We start from the raw sequence: 19987 nt of genomic DNA, 5'->3' as shown, positions 1-19987 counted from the left end.
TGTTTGATATTTTTAGACGATATTTGAATGCCTGAAAGTTTAGTGTTCGCGCGTATTATGGAACACGATGTCCGGATAACGTTCTTGCATGAGCTGTAAATTCACTCGGCTTGGCGCAAGATAAGTCAAGTGACCACCGCCATCGACTGACAACTGGTCGTGGGCCTTTTTCTTAAATTCGTTAAATTTTTTCTCGTCATCACAAGACACCCAACGAACAGTATTGATGTTCACGGGTTCGTAAACACAGTCAACTTTATATTCTTCTTTCAAACGATACGCCACCACTTCAAACTGAAGTACGCCCACTGCACCCACGATCAGGTCATTATTATGCTGTGGCATAAATACCTGTGTTGCACCTTCTTCAGACAACTCTTTCAGGCCCTTTTGCAACTGTTTCGATTTCAAAGGATCTTTTAAGCGTACACGACGGAACATTTCCGGTGCAAAGTGCGGAATACCTGTGAACTGTAGCTTTTCACCTGAAGTAAAGGTATCACCAATCTGAATGGTGCCGTGGTTATGCAGTCCGATAATATCGCCCGGCCACGCTTCTTCCAGATGCTGGCGGTCACCGGCCAGGAAGGTTAAGGCATCACTAATCCGCACATCTTTATCCAGACGTACATGCTTCATTTTCAGGCCTTTTTCATATTTACCTGAACAAATTCGCATGAATGCAATACGGTCACGATGTTTCGGGTCCATATTGGCCTGAATTTTAAAGACAAAACCGCTAAAGCCTTCTTCATCAGCTTCGACAACACGAGCCTGAGTAGGATGGGCCTTCGGCGGCGGTGCATATTGACTGAAGGCATCCAGCACATGGTCAACCCCAAAGTTACCTAAGGCTGTACCGAACAATACCGGCGTTTGACGGCCTGCCAGAAATTCTTCACGATCCAATGGCTCATTGGCCATTTGCACCAGTTCAAGTGATTCTTCAAATGCAGCCCACGCCAGCTCACCAACTTTCTCACGAAGATCCGGATAGTCATAACCATCACGTATTTCGATTGTAGGAATGGTTGAACCAAAACCGGTTTTGTAAATGTAGAATTTTTCTTCGATTAAATTAAATACACCGGCAAAATCACGCCCCGTACCCAATGGCCAGGTGATCGGAACACATTTAATTTTCAGAACGTTTTCGATTTCATCCAGAAGCTCGAGTGGCTCACGGATTTCACGGTCCATTTTGTTAACAAAAGAAATAATCGGTGTATCGCGCATACGACACACGTCCATCAATTTAATGGTCCGGTCTTCTACCCCTTTTGCACCATCAATCACCATTAATGCCGAGTCAACGGCGGTTAAGGTACGATAGGTATCTTCCGAGAAATCTTCATGTCCCGGGGTATCGAGCAGGTTGATCATCTTGTCTTTGAACGGGAACTGCATCACCGAGGTCGTGATCGAGATGCCACGTTCTTTTTCCATTTCCATCCAGTCTGATGTAGCGGCCCGGTCAGACTTACGGCTTTTCACCATACCTGCAACCTGAATCGCCTGCCCCCATAACAGCAGCTTTTCTGTCATGGTGGTTTTACCGGCATCGGGGTGGGAAATAATGGCGAATGTACGTCGCTGAGCGACCTGCGCCGCTAACTCATCTTTAAAACTCATGGAAAATACCTACTGCAGAACCGCAGTGCTCAAGATCAAAAACGATCAATATGAAAATTGGCGATATTGTAGCAGATTTCTAAAGCCAATAAGTATGCCCACGGCTGAAGGAAATGACAGTATTTATAAGATCTACACTTGCTGACTGCTGGATTTTTCAGCCCAGATTGAGTCGGAAATAATACGGTTATGAAGCTTAAATATGGGAGTTTGTGTCATTCAACTGGCCTGCTGAATAACGCTAAATATAGGTCCACCGTACTCTTTAATACCGCATTAGTAGCGTATAAAAATTCAAATTAAGACAGAAAATCCTGTGTTGCCAATGACTCGACTGGCATCGGCTTTGCCAGCAAATAACCTTGTAATTGCTGACAACCGAGTCGAGTCAAAATATCTGCTTGCAGCGTGGTTTCTACGCCTTCAGCGGTCACTTTTAAACCCAGTTTAATCGCCAGCCGAATAATGCTTTCCAGAATCATTTCTTCTTTAGAGCCGACGCTAAGATCCTGAATAAACTCTTTATCAATTTTCAGTTCATCCACGGGCAGATTTTTTAGATATAAGAAGCTGGAATGTCCGGTTCCAAAATCATCAATCGCCAGCTGGATACCGATATTACGTAATTGTTCAAGGGTACGAATACTGGCATCGATATAATGCATGGCGGTCGATTCAGTAATCTCGATCATCAAGTGCTGCGGATTGATCTTATAGCGTTTAAACAGGTTTTGCAGATTAGCTAATAGATGCTTATGCTCAAACTGCACCGCAGACAAATTCACGGCAATCGGGAAAAAGTCAGTATTATTTTTTTCCCAGAGTTGGATCTGTTTGCAAGCCTGCTCCAGTGCCCAATAGCCCATCTGAATAATAAGCCCAGTTTTCTCAGCGCCATGAATAAACATATTGGGACCCAGCAACCCATGTAATGGATGCTGCCAGCGAATCAGGGCTTCTACCCCACAAATTTTTCGTTCACTGGTAAATTTAGGCTGATAAAACAGTACAAATTGCTGATCTTCAACTGCTTTATACAGATCATTAATCAGCTTGCTCTGGCTCTTGGATTCATGCTGATCAGAAGAAAAATTAAAGACTGAATAGGTATTGCGGCCCTGATATTTAGAACTGAGCATTGCAGCATCGGCATTTACCAGTAAATCTTGCAGATTTTTGCCATGCTCCGGATACATCGCGATTCCGATACTGCCCGAAATATTAATGGTTTTGCCATCAATCAGGAAGCTGTCCTGAATCAGATTTAGAATCTGCTCTGACATTTCTGAAGCTTTGCTGACGGACGTGTTTTCCAGCACCATCAGGAACTCATCGCCACCAATTCTAAGCAGCTTGGAACGGTCACCCCATAACTGATGAATACGCGCAGTCAGTTGAATCAGCAACTGGTCTCCGACCTGATGACCAAACACATCATTCACCGCCTTAAAACGATCCAGATCAATATATAAAAAGGCAATTTCCTGCTGATGTTGTTGCTTGGAAAACAAGATATCTGCGTATTCAGCCAGGTATAAACGGTTGGGTAATTTGGTGAGATTATCCTGGATATTTTGATTTTCGAGCTCTTTATTGGCCCATCGCAGTTGGCGATTCAGAGATGCCAGACGCAATTCTGAGAGAACCAGACGAATCATGGCAATCAGTAACAGAGCACTGATTAACACAACCGCGAACAACAGATCATAAGTCGCATGTGAAGATTCTGTGATTGGCGTAATCTCTGTTCTCTCAAAGTTGGCCCTAAGACTACTTGTATAGTGCATGGCTGAGACCCCGAGACTCATCACCACGATCGCGAGAGCCACTCGGGAAAATGACCAGATGCTTTGGATCATTAAGCAGAGGGTAAAAATAGAAGCCGTAAAGACACTCAAATAAGAGAGCAACATCCAGCTGAAATCAAAATGATAGGCATGACTTAAATGAATTGCTGTCATCCCAATGAAATGGATCGACCAGATCAACAGCCCCAGTAATGCGGCCGTTGCAAATAGCATGAGTGTTGCAAATTTTCTTCGCGACTCACGCCACCATATTTTTTGAATCGGCATCAAAAAATAGCCAGCGACGAAAGCAAAGAGAGTTGATCCGATGACCAGACTGATATCATGCTGAATAGGGATCATATAAAATGTTCCGTATTGGTCATCATTGTTATTATTCCCCTCACGTGTATTTCTATTTCCACCTGGTCAAGTTTAAAGCCGTCAGAATCGTAAAGTTGACAAGCAATGCACATGTGTCGCTGTGCAAAGCCTCTGGTTTTAAATAAAATTAGAATTTATATTTCTTTAATTCAGTGTCGAGAACAGATTCTGAAATCATGATGAGCATCAGCATAAAATATGACTTCTATCTTATGAGTCTTGAAAATTTTAGCAAATGTTTAAATCTATTTTTCCAGTTTATTTATTCGACCACCGTCACAATTTTTTTCTTTTTATTTAGACAGCTAGCAATTCATGTGAAAAATTTATTCTGATTTTTAAATAGCCGGATATCATAAAAAAATAGCCTGTCGAAACAGGCTATTTTTTTAGATCCTTAGATACTTAAATGGACATGCTTAAAAGTTACTGTTTGGCCTGTAACTTGGCATAATCCAGCAACACATGTGCAGCTTCGATCACAAAGGCTTCTTCTTCAGGAAGCGCCGGACGCTCTTTGGCTTTCATTTTGGCACGGGTTTCAATCAGTGCATCCATTGAAGCCTGATAAGTTTCCCAGTTCGGATAAGGTTTAAGACCTGTAGCCATACGACGGGTATTTTCTGCCTCCAGCGTTTTTTGCTCCATGGCAATCAACTCTGCTTTACGCTGTTGCAAGTCCAGTACCTGACGCTTTTCTTCCTCGGCTTTTTTCATCACCGCCTTACGCTGTTCCAGATACTTGAACTGAGAATCCAGCACGACCCGTTGCTGAGAAAGTTTAGCTAATTCAGGTACATATTTCTGTACTGCACCTTCACGTTTAAACGGTGCGGTTGGAATGGTATCCCACTGCAAGGCATTTTTAGCCTTACGCTCACCAAACTCTTCGTTATAAATATCGACCAGTTTAATGTCTGGCACAACCCCTTTATTCTGGGTACTACCACCAGTCACCCGGTAGAATTTACGCTGTGTCAGTGTCGCCTGACCATGGGCCAAGCTATCCAGTTGCACCTGCGCCGTACCCTTACCAGTGGTGGTACTGCCGATCACAATCCCGCGTTCATAATCCTGAATCGCTGCGGAGTAAATTTCGCTGGCCGATGCAGAGGCCAGATTAATCATTACTGCCAAAGGACCCGCATAGGTTTGTGTACCGCCATCATCATCTTCAAAGACGCTAACATTGCCATTACCATCACGAATCTGCACCACTGGGCCAGATTTAATCACCTGCCCCAACATACGTGCCACTTCTTCTAGTGAGCCACCTGGGTTATTACGCAAATCGACAATAATCCCGGCAACATTTTTGGCCGCCAGTTCTTTTAAAGCCTTATTGGTATCTTCAGAGACTGAACGATAATCTGTACCGGCACGACGTGCACGATAGTTCAGGTAGAACGACGGGATTTCAATCACACCATATTGATATTTCTTGCCATCGCGCTGAATGTCGACGACACGCGTACGCACACCGGCATCTTCTTCCTGAATCACATCACGGGTAATGGTCACGTTACGTGCCTGCCCCATGGTCGCGCCTGCACCGAGTAAACGTAGAGTGACTTTAGTGCCACGCTTGCCGCGAATCAGACCGACAATTTCATTGCTTGGCCAGCCAATCACATCGACCATCTGTTCGCCATCCTGGGCTACACCAATGATACGATCACCCGATTTCACCTGACCGGATTTACTCGCAGGACCACCTTCGACAATGGTTTCAATCTTGGTGTAATCTTCATTGCCACGTTCAGGACGAATCGAGACCCCAACCCCTTCGAGCTGCAAAGTGGTCTGACGATTCAGCTCCATCGCATCTACAGGCGGGAAATAATTACTATGCGGATCATAGGTCAGCATCATCGCATTCAAGGTCTTGTCGAGCACATCATCACTCTTGATCCGGCTGACACGTTCCAGCTGACGGGTATAACGCTTGGTCAAGGTTTGTGCAGGCGTCAGATCTTCAGGACCGGTAAGGTCTTGTCCATTGGCCAGTTCTGGATTGGCCTTCAGTGCTTTCTGTTTGGCCTGTTCTTCTTCTTTACTGATGGTCAGATTGATCAGCTGGGACACCAGCATTTTTGACCAGTGCGCGCGCTGTTCAGCCTCAGTTTTAAAGAATGGTGCTTTTTCACGATCCGTTTCGATATAGACATTTGGCTGATTCAGGTTCTGTGGTTTTTTCAGCTCATCCAGCATATAAGTATAGAACTGAGTCAGGCGCTGACGATATTGCGCATGGATTTCATAAGAACCCGACAAATTGCCAGCTTTCAGGTGAGCACCGAAATTGGCCCCATAACGTTTCTTGTAATTTTCAACTTCTGGTGCCAGAAATAAGCTATGTTCCGGATCCAGACTATCGATATAGAAATCGAAAATACGCTGCGAAGTCTGGGCATCCAGACGCATATTCAAATAGTGCTGACGGTCCACCAGCGTCGCCAGTTGACGTGATACCAACGCCTGTTCTTGAGATGGCTGAATGGCTTTGCTGACCACTTCTGCACTATTGGCTGCAATCGCATCATTCACGACATGGGTAAAAAAGAAGCCACCTGTCGCAATCGCAACGGCGCAAGCTATCGTTTGAAATTTCATAAATAATTCGTACTTCCTTGGCCTAGAGACCAATGTGACCGTGTTGCTTTTCGACCAGAATTTAAAGTATTCAGCATCTTAAACAACTTAATATGTTTATGTCGTGTAGTTTTATCATATTCTGTGCTAACAAAGTGTAGCAAATCATTGCAGAAATCAGGTATTGTTTCCCGGAAAAATTCTAAAACGGATTCCGCATATGATTGGCGCATTGATGCTCGACATCGCAGGCACAACCCTGACTCAAGAAGATATTGAACTATTCGGTGCGCCGCAAGTCGGTGGAGTCATTTTATTTGGACGTAACATCGAATCTGCGGCTCAAGTCCGTGCCTTAACCGATCACATGCGCCAGATTCGTCCTGATATTTTGATTGCAGTCGATCAGGAAGGTGGACGTGTGCAGCGCTTAAGACAGGGCTTTACCCTGCTCCCTGCGATGGGGAAATTTGGCGAACTGTATGCTCATGATTCGCAGCGTGCTTTAGATTTGGCCGAAAAATGCGGCTGGCTGATGGCGATTGAAGTACTGGCTGTCGGGATTGATTTCAGCTTTGCACCGGTACTGGACCTGAATGACATCAGTGATGTGATCGGTGATCGTAGCTTTGCCCAAAATATTCAGGATATTATTCCACTCGCCAGCGCATTTCTAAAAGGTATGAAACGTGCCGGCATGGCCTCAACCGGTAAACATTTCCCCGGACATGGCTCTGTTAAAGCGGACTCACATGTTGCTGCAGCAATTGATACGCGCTCCTATGCAGAAATCCAGCAAAAAGACATGCAGACCTTTATCCAGTTACAGCCGCAACTCGATGCTTTAATGCCGGCTCATGTCATCTATAGTCAGGTCGATCCAAACCCGGCCGGATTCTCGGAATTCTGGATTCAGAAAGTCTTGCGCCAGCAACTCGGTTTTGACGGCGTTCTGTTCTCGGATGATTTAAGCATGCAGGCCGCCTGTGTGGCAGGCGGTGCCGATGCCCGAATTCAGGCCGCACTGAAAGCCGGGTGTGATATGGGTCTGGTCTGTAATGATCGTGCAGCACAATGTATTGCACTGGAAGGCATTGCCGACCTGCCGTTGCCAAATCAGGAACGTTTAGAACGTATGCGCGGTCAAATTCCAGCGATTCAAATTGGCACTGAACTGGATCTGGGTGATGAATGGCGCAAGATTCGTGATGAAATACTGGTATTCAAGCAGCAGACTAGCTGAAACTTTTTAAATCCAATCAATATGATAAAGGAACACGACAAAGTGTTCCTTTTTTATTATGATGTTAAAAAGGCGCTACTTCTGTAGCACCCAACTAAAATAACAATAAGGTCAGAACCCTATGCCAAAATCACTTTCGCAGCATCGCCATATTTCTTTTACAGCACATTATACCGGCTATATCTGGTATCAAATGGGGATCTCACATCCGGTTTTTGCCACGACTAAAGGCAAGTTTCTGGCCACACTGCTACATCCACTCGAAGTATGGGCAGAACGCTCTGTGGGTGGCAGTATGCGTACCACACTCAAGCAGCGCCATCAGATGATTGATGAACATCTGTGTCAGTTGATCGAGCAACATCCACAACTTCAGATTCTTGAAATTGCCTGCGGTTTGTCTCCACGTAGCTGGAATTTCAGACAAAAATTTCCCGAGATTGATTATCGCGAACTGGATCTTCCCGACATGGCCAGAATCAAGACCCAAGCCTTGCAGCAGATTGATCAGCAGGCTCCCGAAGTGCTCACTGCAGATATTTTTAGTGAAGAGTTGGACTGTATCTTTCAGATGTTTGATCCCGACCAACCTTTGGTGGTAATTAATGAGGGGCTGATTAATTACTTTGATCAACGCATGTTGCGTATTCTGTTGCAAGGTATTGCAGAGAATGCACGACATTTTCCAGCCTTGCATTACCTTAGCGACATTTACCCAGAACCCGTCAAAAATAAATTGGCGAATTTTATTTGGAGCTGTAGCCGTCTGCTTAAATTCATGTCACGCAGTGCATTTACCTTTCATTTTAAAACCCCCCAAGAATTACAGCACTTTTTTCAAGATGCCGGTTTCAATCAGGTTGAGGTACAACAACCGCAACGTTATTTTGCCGAGCCTCGTCAGCAAAATCTGACACCGGAGCAGGATGAACATCTCGGTGATCTGGTCTGGATGATTCATGCAGTGAAAAAAAACAGCGTTAAATGACGCTGTTTTTTTATTAAGCCCCGATTAAATCACTGCATCGAAAGCGTCTTCTTGCTGAAGGATTTTCTGTTGTTGCACAAAAGCCAATAAACGTTCTGCCACTTCAAAACTGCCATGTTTAAACAGGGCCCGCACTTGAGTCTCATCCTGTTCAAAGATCAGACATTCGATCTTGAACTCGCCGTTTTCATCTTCCAGATGCAAGGCCAGATCACGCGGATAAGCTGCGGCACACTCTGTCTGTCCTGCGTCTAACTCCAGCAATACTCCAAAGAAATTCATGTCGATAATTTCTACATTCAACAGCAGATCCGAATGACGATGACTCAAATAACGTTGTGGCTGTTGCACACAAATCCGTTCTTCACCGCGCCGTTCAATCTGCTGCATCTGTTCACGGCTAAACGGAATAATTCCCGGCAACTGCTCGACTGCTTCATCACGCAAGAAGGTGGCAAACAGATGCATAGTTTCTTTCCTGCGCTGCAACTGAGGCACATGGTCAGCACCGGCAATTTGTACATACTGCATATTTGGACATTGCAGGGCAAAATTGGCATTCTCATGTGGCAAGGTAAAACTGTCATATTGACCACAGGCCACCAGAACCTTGCACTGTGGAATCGGCACGTGGGTCAGACGCAATAGACGGTTGCAGTTAATATCATAACGCTCTTGTTCGGTCACCGTGAATTCTGACATCTGCTTGAAGAATAAGCGCTTTGCTGTTGGTGACATGCGGGTTTCTTTGAGACGGGCATGATTGACCAGATATAAAATGACCGCCTGACCAAATTCATCCATGCGCTGTTCTTTCATCAGATGCAAGGATTCTTCCAATAGCATGCGCCAGCTTTTGCGGGTTTTCTGCATTACGCCCATCAGGATCATCCGATCCACCAGTTCAGGGCGCTGGTCTGCCAGACAGGAGGCGACTACTGAGCCTAAGGACATGCCTAAAATTGAAACTTGAGGAAGTTGCATCTGCTCCAGCCATTGCCCCAGCATGGCAGCAAGGTCTTCAAGCTCCAGAGTTCCAGCCGACAGACCAGTATCCACATTGCTGATCTGCTGGTTGGCTCCCATCGAAGGCAAGTCAATCAGAATGATCGGGCCGGCAGCGAAGAGCTGTTCGACACAATATTTATAGGAATTAAAATTCTGGAAGGCGCCCCCAATGATCACCATCGGCCTGAGATGCAAGGTATCCGGACGGGCAATCGCCATATATTCGATTTTCCAGCCATCCATCCAGGTGCTTCGTGCTGGCTGCTTAAAACTGTGCTTATCATAAAGATCAAAAAAACCATAATGGCTTTGCGAATCCAATACATGGGCATCCATGTGGATAATGGAATTCATTTTCCTTTTCCTCCGTCCTTGCCTTATTTTTATTGTGCAAGTCATGATTAACAGATCTTATGCTTCAGACACATTCCGATGAGCCTGAACACGCATCCTGCTCTTTAATAATTATATATGACTTCAATGTCGCTTATTTCATTCTATACAGAGCGGCTTTTCACAAGCAACCGCTTCAGCGACCACTTATCTGCTTTTAAACAGAAAACAATTTCAAAATGTTTAGAAGTCCGCGAAAACGGATGATTTTTAACAGATGGGCTTCATTGTCCGGCAGCAGACTGTTAATATCGAAGTGAAATTTCTAAGTGATCAAAGCGCTATGCAAGAGTCTATTGAACAATATATGCAAACAGTAGGACAGCAGGCACGCCAGGCTTCTCGCATTTTGGCTCGTGCGTCCACCCAAACCAAAAACAACGCACTATCGGCTATTTATACGGCTTTGGAAAATAGCCAGCCGGCGATTTTGGCTGCCAACCAGAAAGATATGACCAAAGCGCATAATAACAATCTGGACAGTGCCCTGCTTGATCGCTTAGAACTCAACCCCGCACGCTTTAAAGGTATGTTAGAAGGCCTGAAAGATGTGATTGGCCTGAAAGATCCGATTGGTGAAATTAGCGATATGGCTTATCGCCCATCTGGCATTCAACTGGGCAAGATGCGTGTACCTTTGGGTGTGGTCGGCATGATTTATGAATCACGTCCCAACGTGACCCTGGAAGCGGCTTCACTGGCGCTGAAATCAGGCAATGCGATTATTTTACGTGGCGGTTCAGAAGCACTGGAATCCAATCAGGCGATTGCCGCGGCAATTCAACATGCGCTGAAAATTTCCGGCCTGCCAGAATCAGCAGTACAAGTGATCAATACCGTTGATCGTGCTGCAGTCGGCCAGCTCATTACCATGACCGAATATGTCGATGTGATTGTACCTCGTGGCGGCAAGAGCCTGATCGAGCGCATTACTGAAGAAGCTCGTGTCCCGGTGATCAAACATTTGGATGGTAATTGCCATATCTATGTGGAAGCACAGGCGGATCTGTTAAAAGCCTTACCCATTGCTTTAAATGCCAAAACCCATCGCTATGGCGTGTGTAATGCCATGGAAACTTTGCTAGTCGATGAAAAAGTCGCTGAAGAGTTCTTGCCCCGCATCGCAGAACTTTATCAGGAGAAAAAAGTAGAGCTCCGTGGTTGCAAAGAAACCCAGCGCATTCTTGCTGATGCAGTGATTGCGGCCACTGAAGAAGACTGGTATACCGAATATCTGGGCCCAATTCTGGCCATCAAAGTGGTTTCTGGCATAGAAGAAGCGATTGAACATATTAATCAGTATGGCTCACATCATACCGATTCGATCATTACTGAAAATTACAGTCTGGCACGCGAGTTTTTGGCCGGTGTCGATTCGAGTTCGGTGATGATCAATGCCTCGACCCGCTTTGCTGATGGTTTTGAATATGGCTTAGGCGCGGAAATCGGAATTTCAACCGATAAAATTCATGCCCGTGGTCCGGTTGGTCTTGAAGGCCTGACCTCACAAAAATGGATCGTATTTGGTGATGGTCAGATTCGCCAATAACTATTTCAGCTGATCACTTTAAAAATCAGCTTTGTTCGCAAGGCTGATTTTTTATGGATATAAAAAATTAAAACCGAAATGGATCAGAACCTTTGGGTCATTTTATTGATGAATCTCTGTATAGAATTGTATGTATAAGTCATATTTGCTGTTTTAGGCACTAAACTGAAAGCAATCTGTTCCAGTACGACATTGAAAATAGAATTCGGCAGCTTTATTGACTATATTTTCAGCATCATTTTATTTATAAATGAAAACTATGAACTGATAAATTTTAGTTATTATTGTCAGTCTGGTCGATAATGCTTAAGTCTAATCTGCTAAAGTCTATCTAGGACAGAAAAAAAACAAATGTTAAAACATCAATATTGATTCAGCTTAGTGCTTTTTTGCTGATCACTGGATCAAGTCAATGGACGAGAATTTTAATTAAAAATCGGGTAATCAATCGTGTCTAAATCAGTATTAGTTATTAATTGTGGCTCTTCTTCAATCAAGTTTGCATTACTTCTTGAGGAACAGAACTTCCGTATTCATGGTTTAGCTGAGAACTTAGGCACAGAAAATGCTCGTATCAAAGGCGTGACTGTCGGTAACGAACCAGTCGATATCCATATTCCTTTTGCCGACCATAAAAAAGCCCTTGAAGTTGGTTTGGAGCGTCTGGCTAACTATCGCCCAGATGCGATTGGTCACCGTGTGGTACATGGTGGCAGCCTGACCAAAGCAGAATTGATCAATGATGAAATTATTGAAAAGATTCGTGAAGCAACGCCACTTGCGCCCTTACACAATCCGGCACATCTGATTGGCATTGAAGCCACCAAACGCTTGTTCCCAGACTTACCGCAAATAGCAGTATTTGATACCGCATTCCATCAAAGCATGCCAGCACATGCATATCGCTATGCCCTGCCAAAATTCTTATATACAGCCCATGGTGTGCGTCGTTATGGTTTCCACGGCACCAGCCATGCTTATGTTTCAGACCGTGGTTCTGAACTGGCAGGTAGCCTGAAACAAGGCGGCTGGTTAACAGCACATCTCGGTAATGGCAGCTCGACCTGTGCCGTGTGGAATGGGAAAAGTGTAGATACGTCAATGGGCTTAACCCCGCTTGAAGGTATTGTCATGGGCACCCGCAGTGGCGATGTCGACCCAAGCCTGCACAGCTTCCTGGCAAAGAACCTGGGTTGGGATATCTATAAAATTGACAAGATGCTGAATAGCCAGAGCGGTCTATTGGGTCTGTCTGATTTGTCGAATGACATGCGTACCCTGATTGAAGCATCGGAACAAGGCAATGAAGATGCTGCATTGGCGATTGAAGTATTCTGCTACCGTCTAGCCAAATCTCTGGCAGCATTGAGCTGTGGTCTGCCACGTATTGATGGCTTGTTCTTCACTGGCGGTATTGGCGAAAATTCTGCCTATATCCGTGAAAAAACCATGACTTATCTGCCCCACTTCGGCTTCAACCTGGATAAAAGTGCCAATAATGACCTGAAACGTGGCACTGAAGGCCGTATCGATTCAGGTACAGGTCCACAAATCTGGGTAGTGCCAACAGACGAAGAAGGTCGTATCGCTCAAGAAGTACATAGCGTTGTAGAACTTGAAGTGGAGCAAAAAAACGCAAAAAAGTCTGAAGCTGAGGTAGCGCTTGCATAAGCAAGCAGGGCCACTTTTTAACTGATTTTTATTATTGTGTGACTGACGTAACTTATGAAAACGATTCTATTGGTTCCCACTGGGGAAGGCGTAGGCTTAACTTCTGCATGTTTAGGCCTGATTTATGCACTGGAATGCCAAGGGGTTAAAGCTGGCTTTCTCAAACCTTTTGCTCAGGAATTGAATGAAGTCGAAGACCGTACTACGGCTTTGTATCGTCATATTTCTCAAAGTGAAACTGTTGAACCAATCCGTTATAGCAAAGTCTTGCAGCAGATTAATCTGGGTGAACAGGATGAACTGCTGGAAGAAGCGGTACGTCTGCATCGTCAAATTGCCAGACAGCATGACCTGATTATTGTCGAAGGTCTATTGCCAAATGCTCAGGACAGTTTTGCCGATGATCTGAATGCCTCGCTGGCGCAGGCCTTGGATGCCAAAGTGATTGTGGTCAGCAATGCCAATATCCAGCAGCCAGGTCAGACTGCCGATAAAGTTGAAAACCAGATTCGCAACTTTGGTGGCGCCAGTTCAACCCGCCTGTCTGGCATCCTGTTGATGCGAACCAAAGGTCTGCCTGAAGAATCTGCACAGATTCCTGTAACGCTTGATCCGGATTTACGTCTTGCAGAAGAAACCACACAATTTATTCGTGCCATCCAGCAAACCCATCCACATATTGGTTCAGAAAAGTTACCTGTAATTGGACTGGTGCCTTTCAGTAAAACTTTAAGTGTGCCGCGTATATCTGATCTGGCGGCACATATTCAGGCCTACTGGATTAATGAAGGCGAAGCGAAACAGCGCCGTGTCCAGCACAGCAGCCTGATTTCGGCCAATATTGAACATGAATTGCATAAATTTGTAGCGGGTGAATTGATCATCAGTGCATCTGACCGGATTGATGTGTTATTGGCCAGCAGTCTGGCCAGCAGCAATGGTATTCCTTTGGCTGGCTTGGTGCTAACTGAACATCATCAACCAAATGATCACGTACTGGAATTTTGCCAGACCGCCATCAAACAAGGTTTACCAATTTTACATACACCGCTTAGTACCTTTGAAACCGCACAAAAACTGGTAAATCTCAGCAATGAAATTCCAGTAGATGATACGGAACGTGCAGATCAGGTCACGCGCTTTGTTTCGAGTCACATCAATCCGGAATGGCTCGGTCAGATGTTGAATGGTTCTTATAAGCCACGTCTCTCGCCTTCAGCCTTCCGGCATGAACTGGTACAAAAATCGATTGTGGCCAAAAAACGTATTGTATTACCTGAAGGTGATGAACCACGTACGATACAAGCTGCAGCAATCTGTCAGTCGCGTGGCATTGCACAATGTATTTTATTGGCCAATCCCGAATCTGTTTTAGAAGTGGCAAAAGCTCGTGGTATCGAATTGCCTGAAGATCTGGAAATTTTGGATCCGGATCTGATTCGTGATAACTATATCGACAAGATGGTCGAGCTACGTAAAGGCAAACTCAACGAACTGCAAGCGCGTGAACAGCTGCAAGACACTGTGGTGCTCGGCACCATGATGCTGGCGCTGGATCAGGTTGATGGTCTGGTCTCTGGCGCGGTACATACCACGGCCAATACCGTACGTCCTGCCTTTCAGCTGATCAAGACTGCACCGGATTATTCATTGGTTTCTTCTGTGTTCTTTATGCTGCTGCCAGATGAAGTCTATGTTTATGGCGACTGTGCGATTAATCCTGATCCAGATGCAGAGCAGCTGGCCGAGATTGCGATTCAATCAGCAGATTCTGCCAAAGCCTTTGGCATTGACCCGCGGATTGCCATGATTTCTTACTCTACCGGAACTTCAGGTATGGGTGCCGATGTCGAGAAAGTGGCTGAAGCAACACGAATTGCCAAAGAACGTCGTCCTGACCTGCTAATTGATGGGCCATTACAATATGATGCTGCCTCGGTTGAAAGTGTTGGCCGTCAAAAAGCACCAGATTCACAAGTGGCCGGACGTGCCAATGTCTTTATTTTCCCGGATTTAAATACGGGTAATACGACTTATAAAGCTGTGCAACGTGCTGCCAATGTAGTCAGTGTCGGGCCAATGTTGCAAGGTTTGAACAAACCGGTGAACGACCTGTCTCGTGGTGCTTTGGTCGATGATATTGTATTTACCATCGCCTTAACCGCGATTCAGGCAGAACAGCAGGCTCAATAAATTTAATAGCTCCGCACTCACCACCCTCTCGCAAGATGGGGTGGTTTTTTTAATCATTTTTGTTCTAAAGTCGGACATTCTATAATCTGTCGATTACTTTTCTAAAAATAAAAAATGCTCTCAAAGAGCATCACATCAACACTGATCTTAAATGGAACCGCATCTACTTACACTTACTGAAAGTTGAAAATCTACTCACATTTTTAGCGCTCACGCAAATCGATGAAATGCGTTATATGACCGGCTTGAAATGGCATTTTACACTTGAAGATATGCAGGCACATAGTCAGCGCTGTTTGGCTGATCCAACCCGTTATGACTTTGCGATTTGTTTAAACCATCATGATGAAATGATCGGTAAACTTTGAATTCTAGAAATCAATCTTGTGCTCAACATGCTGAATTTTGTATTGCAATCTCAACAATCACTTGGACAGCTCAAGGCTGTGGCAGTGAAGCGCTCAAGTTGGTCAAAGAGTTTTTCTTTAAGCCATTACAACTCAAAAGTCTTTGGACATAATTGAGGTGGAAGTCGTGCCTAGGAAAAATGTGGTTTTCAAACGCTAAAAATCATACAAAATGGTTTTGAATATGAAGGGGAATTTTCAGATAAAATCATTATACAGGCTCAAAATCCATTTCTGGCAGAATGCAAAACCAAATAAAAAAGAATCAACTACGCATAATAAATGCCAGTCTTTCGAACTGGCATTTTCAACGATTACTAATAAAGTCTGTGACATAAAAAATTAAGCTGAGACAGCCCTGCTTTTCAGTCCACTGACTTTAATTTTTTATAAGGTGGTCCACTCTTTACGCACATCTTCTGCTGTTTTATTGAGCACTACGCTATCGTCTTTGATTTCGCTTACCCAACTCAAGGGAATCAGATGATGCTCATTATTTTCATCATCACTTCTTGTTAATTTAATTGAATCCTGACCTTCTAAATGGTCTACCTTCCCGACTTGAGTACCACATGAAGCAATGACTGAAGCATGTTCTTTAATATCACTTGCATTAAAATTGTTCATTCTACTTGCCTGTTTCTAGAAGTTGAGAGGAACAGTCTAAGTAATAAAAAACGCCACATGTGTAAGGGTTTTCAGGCTTTGGGTTTTGAAGGGTTAAGAATGTAAACGCTTAGCACGATTTAACCCACTACATAACAAAAATGCTTTTTGAAGTTGAGTATTCAGATATTTTTATAGCTTGATGAATTGGATTTAAAGATGTGAAGATGTGAAGATGTGAAGATGTGAAGATGTGAAGATGTGAAGATGTGAAGAAAGGTTAATTATTTAATGCCTGAAAATAAAAAAAGAAGATGAAGCTTAGGCTTGATCTTCTTTCTGACCATACATCCAAGTTGCAGCGATATATACACAAAAACCACTCGCCATTAAAATACCTGTAACCATTGTTAAGATCTCCCGTTTCAATAGCTGCATTATGTAAAAGTTTTATGACAGTTATATGACAATCCGGTTTTTTATTAATTTTTAAATAACAGTTAAAATTCAAATACTTAATAAAAAATAATAATAAATATGACTATTTTTAGTCTGAAATATGACACTAAATATGACCGATTACTGTCATATTTGACCCGCTGAGCTGCTAAAGTCGTCCTTCAGATTGCTTAAACTATAAACTTTCGGCCAATGCTCGCCCAAAATGCCCACAACCCGATTCTTTTGTCTTATAATTTAGCCCGCTAGCTATCAGCCCGCTCAAGAGATATTTGTATGACAACTATTATCAAGCAAGATGACTTGATCACATCGGTTAAAGATGCGCTTCAGTTCATTTCTTACTATCACCCACAAGACTTTATCCAAGCGATGAGCCGTGCGTATGATCGTGAAGAGAACAAAGCTGCTAAAGATGCGATCGCGCAAATCTTAATTAATTCACGCATGTGTGCAGAAGGCCACCGCCCAATCTGTCAAGATACCGGTATCGTCAACGTATTTGTTGAAGTGGGCATGGATGTTAAATTCGATTTAACCATGGGCCTGGATGATGCAATCAATGAAGGCGTACGTCAGGGTTATTTAGAAAACTCCAACGTGCTTCGTGCATCAGTTCTGGCCGATCCTGCTTTTGGTCGTAAGAATACCAAAGACAACACTCCTGCCGTGATTTACCACAAGCTTGTGCCTGGTAATAAAGTAGATATCACTGTAGCAGCCAAAGGTGGCGGTTCAGAAAATAAATCTAAACTCGCAATGTTGAACCCATCTGATTCAATCGTAGATTGGGTACTGAAAACTGTTCCAACGATGGGTGCAGGCTGGTGTCCACCAGGTATGCTAGGGATTGGGATCGGTGGTACTGCTGAAAAAGCCATGATGCTTGCCAAAGAAGCATTGATGGAAGAGATCAACATGGACGAATTACTTCGTCGTGGTCCACAATCTAAACTTGAAGAACTTCGTATCGAAATCTTCGAAAAAGTGAATGCTTTGGGTATTGGCGCACAAGGTCTTGGCGGTTTAACCACTGTTCTTGATATTAAAATCAAAGATTATCCATGTCATGCTGCGGGTAAGCCAGTCGGTATGATCCCGAACTGTGCTGCGACTCGTCATGCACACTTCACACTTGATGGTACGGGTGTTGCCAACATCATCGCACCAAAACTTGAAGACTATCCTGAAGTCACTTGGGATTCTTCATCTTCTAAACGTGTTGACCTCGATACAATTACTCAAGAAGAAATGAATGCTTGGAAACCAGGTGATACATTACTTCTAAACGGTACGATTTATACTGGTCGCGACGCTGCACATAAACGTATGGTCGACATGCTGAACAATGGCGAAGAACTTCCGGTTGATCTGAAAGGTAAGTTTATCTACTACGTCGGTCCAGTCGATCCAGTCGGTGATGAAGTGGTTGGTCCTGCTGGTCCAACAACGGCTACGCGTATGGATAAATTCACACGTCAAGTCCTTGAAGCAACTGGCATGTTCGGCATGATCGGTAAAGCAGACCGTGGTCCTGCTGCCGTTGAAGCCATTAAAGACAACCAGGCAACTTACCTGATGGCTGTCGGTGGTGCTGCTTACTTGGTATCGAAAGCGATCCGTGAAGCTGAAGTGGTGGCTTTTGCTGACTTGGGTATGGAAGCAATTTACAAGTTTGTCGTGAAAGATATGCCGGTTTCTGTCGCAGTTGATGTGAATGGTACATCTATTCACGCCACTGCACCTAAAATCTGGCAAGCAAAAATTGGTAAGATTCCAGTCGTGGACGCTGCTGCAGGCTAATTTTGACTGCAATAAAAAAGCACCCTCTATCGGTAATGCCAGTCAGTTAAGGAATTGACTGGCATTTTCTTTTTCAAATTCATGATTATATCTGATAGATAGAAAAGTCATCCGCAACTGTTTGAGGCATGAGGTGTATTGCACCGCAAGATTTAAAAATGATTGTTTCTGCGACAAACTTACTAGTCGATGGTGGCTGACGAGTTTTGCGGATGAGGAGTATTGCTCCGCAAGATGCCTTCCTTGCGAAGCTTCTCATTTGGGCGAAACCAAAGTAACAAATAATTTACAAGAATTTGATTTATAAAATTAATACTCCGCTGTGAATGACTAAAAAATTAAAGAGTCTATTTCTAAACTCCTTAACTGATCAACATTACCCTCTATCGGTGCTTTTTTATTATATTTATTCTAGAAAATGTTCCATTACCAAGTACGCGGATCCCAAAGTTTAAAAGGTGCCTTCAACTGTACATCTAATGATGGATCATAAGCAGTTGGTTCAATTTTCTGGGCTTTTTTGCGAATCTGGCCAGTTTCCTGATCTTGTGCCACGAAGTTAAAACTGTCTGATTTTAGCTGAGTAAAAGCAATTTCATTCAGGCCAACTTTTTCCGGCATCAGCATGAGCGGCCCGGAAATACTCCGGCGTGTACTGATATTTTCTTCATCATATTTAATAAAATAAGACTGTCCCGCTTCGACAGTAAAATCCAGATATTTAGGCTTCTGGAAATGTAGCGCGCCTAATGGCCGGCTGGTACTCAAACGATAGGTCCCTGCAGGCACCTCAATCCAGTAATAATGATTATGCAATAAGCTTGGAATATGCTCTTGATTAATAAACAGGCTGGCAGCAACAATTTCCTGACGGTTCCATCTGGAATCAGGCCGGTATAAATACACGATGGCTGCTTCAGCATGCTGCGGTTTCACCGTCTGAAACTGGTTGCCCTGCTTTTGATTGACCCAGCCGCCAATGGTGAACATGCCGATACGATGCTGCTCGACGAAGCCCGGTTTTTTTTCAAGATCGATATTTTTTAAAGTGCTGAGTGGCTGTGTAGGCTCAACGACGGCTTTCTTACCATGACACCCCAGCAATGCCAAACTGCTGATGAGTACAATTGCGACTCCACGCATGCTTATCCCTCACTGCGTCTTTATTCTTTTGTATGCAAGTGCTTTGCGATTTGTTTTTTATAAGTTTTAGGCATCCACGCCTAGTGAATCAGATTAACACCGAGCTTTATTTTTGGAAATAAAAAACGT

General features: G+C 44.0%; 13 protein-coding genes. 7 read left to right on the top strand and 6 right to left on the bottom strand.

Going from position 1 to position 19987, the window contains the following annotated elements:
- Window positions 1–39 precede the first annotated feature (39 nt).
- From FTU40_RS03035 to FTU40_RS03025, 3 genes are all read right to left on the bottom strand, one after another.
- Entirely contained in the window at window positions 40–1632 is a 1593-nt protein-coding gene (locus tag FTU40_RS03035; protein WP_005095608.1) for a peptide chain release factor 3, read from the bottom strand.
- A 299-nt stretch (window positions 1633–1931) separates the two neighbouring features.
- A complete protein-coding gene (locus FTU40_RS03030) occupies window positions 1932–3782 on the bottom strand; it encodes a bifunctional diguanylate cyclase/phosphodiesterase (RefSeq protein ID WP_180039727.1) in 1851 nt (616 codons plus the stop codon).
- Between the two features lie 447 nt (window positions 3783–4229).
- Window positions 4230–6416: a carboxy terminal-processing peptidase gene (locus FTU40_RS03025; protein WP_180039725.1), complete on the bottom strand. Its 2187-nt coding sequence runs from the start codon at window positions 6414–6416 to the stop codon at window positions 4230–4232.
- Window positions 6417–6615: 199 nt separating this feature from the next.
- Between FTU40_RS03025 and nagZ the strand changes: the two genes are divergently transcribed.
- A complete protein-coding gene (gene nagZ, locus FTU40_RS03020) occupies window positions 6616–7638 on the top strand; it encodes a beta-N-acetylhexosaminidase (RefSeq protein ID WP_180039722.1) in 1023 nt (340 codons plus the stop codon).
- Window positions 7639–7759: 121 nt separating this feature from the next.
- Entirely contained in the window at window positions 7760–8626 is an 867-nt protein-coding gene (locus tag FTU40_RS03015) for a class I SAM-dependent methyltransferase (RefSeq protein ID WP_005172745.1), read from the top strand.
- Window positions 8627–8650: 24 nt separating this feature from the next.
- Here the strand turns inward: FTU40_RS03015 and FTU40_RS03010 are convergent, their stop codons facing one another.
- Window positions 8651–9988 carry an alpha/beta fold hydrolase gene (locus FTU40_RS03010; RefSeq protein ID WP_005172747.1) on the bottom strand — a complete coding sequence of 446 codons (1338 nt, stop codon included), beginning with the start codon at window positions 9986–9988 and terminating at the stop codon, window positions 8651–8653.
- Between the two features lie 322 nt (window positions 9989–10310).
- Between FTU40_RS03010 and FTU40_RS03005 the strand changes: the two genes are divergently transcribed.
- The 4 genes from FTU40_RS03005 (at window position 10311) to FTU40_RS02990 (ending at window position 15808) form a co-directional block, all read left to right on the top strand.
- Window positions 10311–11576 carry a glutamate-5-semialdehyde dehydrogenase gene (locus FTU40_RS03005; RefSeq protein ID WP_034609142.1) on the top strand — a complete coding sequence of 422 codons (1266 nt, stop codon included), beginning with the start codon at window positions 10311–10313 and terminating at the stop codon, window positions 11574–11576.
- A gap of 450 nt (window positions 11577–12026) precedes the next feature.
- Window positions 12027–13247 (top strand): acetate/propionate family kinase, encoded by a 1221-nt coding sequence (locus FTU40_RS03000; protein ID WP_005172750.1) that lies wholly within the window; start codon window positions 12027–12029, stop codon window positions 13245–13247.
- 54 nt (window positions 13248–13301) lie between these two features.
- On the top strand, window positions 13302–15440 hold the full coding sequence (pta, locus tag FTU40_RS02995; RefSeq protein WP_180039720.1) for a phosphate acetyltransferase: 2139 nt from the start codon (window positions 13302–13304) through the stop codon (window positions 15438–15440).
- Window positions 15441–15667: 227 nt separating this feature from the next.
- The gene (locus FTU40_RS02990; protein WP_159138498.1) at window positions 15668–15808 is read left to right on the top strand and encodes a hypothetical protein; all 141 of its coding nucleotides are present in this window, start codon (window positions 15668–15670) and stop codon (window positions 15806–15808) included.
- A 426-nt stretch (window positions 15809–16234) separates the two neighbouring features.
- On the opposite strand, the gene FTU40_RS02985 is transcribed toward FTU40_RS02990, so the two are convergent.
- Window positions 16235–16474: a DUF2171 domain-containing protein gene (locus tag FTU40_RS02985; RefSeq protein WP_005095591.1), complete on the bottom strand. Its 240-nt coding sequence runs from the start codon at window positions 16472–16474 to the stop codon at window positions 16235–16237.
- Between the two features lie 714 nt (window positions 16475–17188).
- On the opposite strand from FTU40_RS02985, the gene FTU40_RS02980 reads away from it, so the two are divergent.
- Window positions 17189–18715 carry a fumarate hydratase gene (locus FTU40_RS02980; protein ID WP_074384007.1) on the top strand — a complete coding sequence of 509 codons (1527 nt, stop codon included), beginning with the start codon at window positions 17189–17191 and terminating at the stop codon, window positions 18713–18715.
- 426 nt (window positions 18716–19141) lie between these two features.
- On the opposite strand, the gene FTU40_RS02975 is transcribed toward FTU40_RS02980, so the two are convergent.
- The gene (locus tag FTU40_RS02975; protein ID WP_100329252.1) at window positions 19142–19858 is read right to left on the bottom strand and encodes a DUF2846 domain-containing protein; all 717 of its coding nucleotides are present in this window, start codon (window positions 19856–19858) and stop codon (window positions 19142–19144) included.
- Window positions 19859–19987 lie beyond the last annotated feature (129 nt).

Origin of the sequence: Acinetobacter sp. YH12100 (assembly GCF_013419135.1) — a bacterium.
Classification (GTDB): Bacteria; Pseudomonadota; Gammaproteobacteria; order Pseudomonadales; family Moraxellaceae; genus Acinetobacter; species Acinetobacter pseudolwoffii.
Note: the sequence above shows the minus strand (reverse complement) of the source record. Positions and strands in the feature narration are given on the sequence as shown.